Consider the following 3,604-nt stretch of genomic DNA (forward strand, 5'->3'; position numbering starts at 1 on the left):
ACGGAGGGCCGAGCCCCCAAGCGTGGTCACGTTAAGTCACATGTGCAGATCACTAGCCGTCAGCGACCAAACGCGTTCTCCGGCAATCTGCCGAGAGCCACAAATCCTACTTGACTGGTGGAGTGCTGTTATTCGAACCCCGCGGTATTCGGCCGTCGAGATCTTGAGGCCCTCTGGGTGCCGGCGGAGGATCTGTCATGGAGCCCGCTTTGCAGGGAGTCATCGGGGGCTTGATGAGCGTCAGCCCTGCTCTTCGCCGCCGGGCGTCGGTCGTAAGCCGGCGACCGCGCGGGAAACCACCTTTCAATCCAGAGCGGTCTTGCGCTGACGTCGATCGAGGAACGGGCCTTCTTGCAGAAATCTCACATGAATCAGCCTCGGCGGGGGCCGATCTGGGATACACCTCATGCGGAGCCGGTGAGCCAGCGGGCGGCCGGCGTGTGGAGGGTCCATGCCGCAGGACGTCGCATTCGATCTACCTTTCCCGCTCCGCATGCACCAGGGCATGGACGGCACACGCGTCCGCAACCTCGACTGGGTCCGCCGGCACGGGCTGGTCGGCGGCGAACGGTCGATGGACTGGTACTCCTCATGGGACATGCCCCGGCTCGCCGCCTACGGCTTCCCCGACGCCACCGGCCCAGGGCTGGATCTGTGCACCGACGCGATGGCGTTCTTCTTCGTCTTCGACGACCAGCTCGACGGCCCCCTGGGTTCGGCGCCCGACCGAGTCGCCCGGGTGTGCCAGAGCCTGATCGATATCTTCCACGGCACCGGGCCGCGCCACGGCGGCGACCCATGCTCGGCCGCGTTCGCTGACCTTTGGCGGCGCAGCACCGACGGTGCTTCCCCCGGCTGGGCGGCCCGGGTCGCAGGCGAGTGGGAGTACTACTTCGCCGCCCACGCCCATGAGGCGGTCAACCGGCGCCGTAGGTCGCCCGCCGACATGGAGCAATACCTCCAGGTCCGCCGGGGCATCGCCGGGACAGCGCTGCCGCTGTCCCTGGGGGAACGCGCGGCGGGCCTCACCCTGCCTCCGGCCGTGTTCCATAGTCCGCAGCTGAGGATCATGCGGGAGATCGCCATCGACATCACGCTGATGTGTAACGACGTGTATTCCCTGGAGAAGGAGGAAGCACGCGGGGACATGGACAACGTCGTCTTGGTTCTCGAACACACCCAGCACTGCACCCGCGAGGAGGCGATCGCCGCAGCTCAAGGAGAAGTCCACCGGCGCTGCACCCGTTTCCAGGAGCTGGCTCGCGAGGTCCCAGCCATGTGCACCCATCTCGCTCTCTCCGCCACGCAGTGCGCCAGCGTGTCCACCTATGTCGACGTCCTGACCGCCTGGATTTGCGGCTATCACGCGTGGGAAACCGAGACCCTGCGCTACACCACCGCTCTGGAGGTCCTCCCTCGGTCTGGCCTCGGCTACTTCGAGAACGTCCTGGGAGAGCCAGATCCTGCTGGTTCATGAACATCACGAATTCGATCCTGCCGGCCATTGTCGCGAATAGATCTGTAGGTGGGTGTGCCGGCCGAGAATCTCCTCGCCCGTCTCACCTCCTACACCGCCCAGCCCGAACACTGATGGTCTTGTAGCGCCCGAGCATGAGGCCAGCCATCGTCCGCGTGGCGTAGCAGCGGGCGGTTCTCTCGCGACCCGGGGAAATTACCGTTCCGCACGGGTGTTTCCCCCCGAGGATGAGATCCTGTGGCGACGGCGCTGGCACCCCCCCGAGCCGGCGCCGTCCCCACAACCGCCAGGGCGGCAGCACAGGGCACGCGAAAGACGCGGACTCGCCACCGAGGGTCACACCGTTCGCCAGTCGGACGAGACAGAAAGCCCCAGAGGCGACGCCCTCCCCCGAACACCGAACGGGTAGTGGTGCAGCTCACCAGAGAGCCGAGACGCACACGGTGAACACCACGGACAGACAGCGGTGATAACAGCGACGTGCTTGGAGGGGCAGGGGACGCTTCAAGATCTTCTCTTGCCGGCCCGATCGAGTCACCGCAACAGCCGTGCACCCAACTTCGGCGGCCACAGCGTGATATACAGCTGTCACCGGTAGTGCCCCGAGGGGGCCTGTGGACGTCGATGTAGCGGCAATCGTGGCGCAGCTCAGGGAGGTCACCGCCACTGATCCACAGGCGCTCGACCGCGTCTGTGGAATGATCGTTGCTCGTCTCGTCGAGGGCCGGTGTCGAGCCGCCGATCCGTTGTTGATCTGTGCCGGGCGGTACTGGGGCCGTCGCCTGCGGATTCATCCCGGTGAACCGCCCCGGATCGGATGCCCACTGTCAAGGCCTCGCGAAAACTGACCCCGTGCAGGCCTCTGAATCTTGACCCCCCACGTCTGGTTGATCAGTTGTGGTTGGGTCGGTCCTTGGCGAGGAGCTCGCGGCGGGCGCGGGTGCGGTAGGAGTCGCCGGCGAGGGTGAGGACCTCGGCGTGGTGGACGAGCCGGTCGATCATCGCGGCGGCGACGACGTCGTCGGAGAAGGTCTCGCCCCAGCGGCCGAAGGGCAGGTTCGAGGTGACCATGACCGAGCCTTGTTCGTAGCGGGACGCGATGAGCTGGAAGAACAGGTTCGCCGCGTCCTGATCGAACGGAATGTAGCCCACTTCATCGATAATGATGAGTTTGTAGCGGCGGATCTTCCTCAGTTCGTCGTCGAGACGCCCGGCGTGGTGGGCGTCGGCGAGACGGGTTATCCAGTTGCTGGCGGTGTCGAACAGCACGGAGTAGCCGGCGTGAGCGGCTTTCACTCCCAGACCGATCGCGAGATGGGTCTTCCCGACGCCAGGCGGACCGAGCAGGACGACGTTCTCCGCTTTGGCGATGTAGGTGCTCGTAGCCAGATGCGCGAGCACATCACGACCCAGGGAGGGCAGGTGGTCGAGGTTGAAGTCCTCCAGCGTTTTGACGGTCGGGAAGTGCGCGGTGCGGATCCGCATCACGGTCCCTTTGGACTCGTGGTCGGCGACCTGGCGCTGCAGCAGCGCGGCGAGGTATCCTTCGTAGGATCAGTTCTCCGCACGGGCCTGGACGGCGAGTTCTTCCCAGAACGCGCCGATCGTCGGGGTCTTCAATACCCGGGTCAGATAGGAGATCATCGCCGGCATGCCGTCGGGTGATCTCCCGGCGGGTTCCACCGAAAGGGTGGTCGCTGTCACTCGCTACTCGCTTTCTTCTCTTCCAGGGTGTTCCCAGGTGGTTGGTGGGTGAAATCGACACCGAAGAGGGCGTCGTAGTCCGGCAGCGCCCGCATCGTGACCGGATGGCCGTCACCGTGATGGCGGGTCGCCGCCGCCCGCCGCCGGCGGTCCTCGGCGAGCGCCTGGCGCATCCGCGCGGCGGTCGCGGCGTGCTCGGGGTCGGTGACCGTGCCGTTGCGGGCCCAGGAACGGGCGTGCCGGGCGGCGGGCTGACCGTCACAGGTCACCGCCACCGTGTCGAGGGAGGCGGTCACGTCGACGAACCGGCCGATCGCCCGCGGATCGACGGAGTAATCGACGGTGTCGACCCGCACGTAATAGTCCCGACCCAGCCGAACACGGGAACACAGACCGGCCGGCGGATCCACCGGCGGCAGCCCC

General features: G+C 66.3%; 1 protein-coding gene and 2 pseudogenes. 1 reads left to right on the plus strand and 2 read right to left on the minus strand.

Annotated elements, in window-relative coordinates; translation table 11 throughout:
- Nucleotides 1-451 precede the first annotated feature (451 nt).
- A complete protein-coding gene (locus tag MJ785_RS21035) occupies nucleotides 452-1,477 on the plus strand; it encodes a terpene cyclase (RefSeq protein ID WP_239313840.1) in 1,026 nt (341 codons plus the stop codon).
- Between the two features lie 891 nt (nucleotides 1,478-2,368).
- On the opposite strand, the pseudogene istB reads toward MJ785_RS21035, so the two are convergent.
- Together istB and MJ785_RS21045 are read right to left on the minus strand one after the other, a co-directional pair.
- Nucleotides 2,369-3,130, minus strand: a pseudogene (istB, locus tag MJ785_RS21040) (IS21-like element helper ATPase IstB).
- A gap of 47 nt (nucleotides 3,131-3,177) precedes the next feature.
- Nucleotides 3,178-3,604: pseudogene (locus MJ785_RS21045) on the minus strand (IS21 family transposase); the annotation flags it as partial.

The organism is Protofrankia sp. CiT1 (assembly GCF_917627335.1).
In the GTDB taxonomy this organism is placed as follows: domain Bacteria; phylum Actinomycetota; class Actinomycetes; order Frankiales; family Frankiaceae; genus Protofrankia.

Excerpts from the sequence above, each read along its gene's own strand:
- MJ785_RS21035 (WP_239313840.1), top strand. The coding sequence starts at position 452 with ATGCCGCAGGACGTCGCATTCGATCTACCTTTCCCGCTCCGCATGCAC.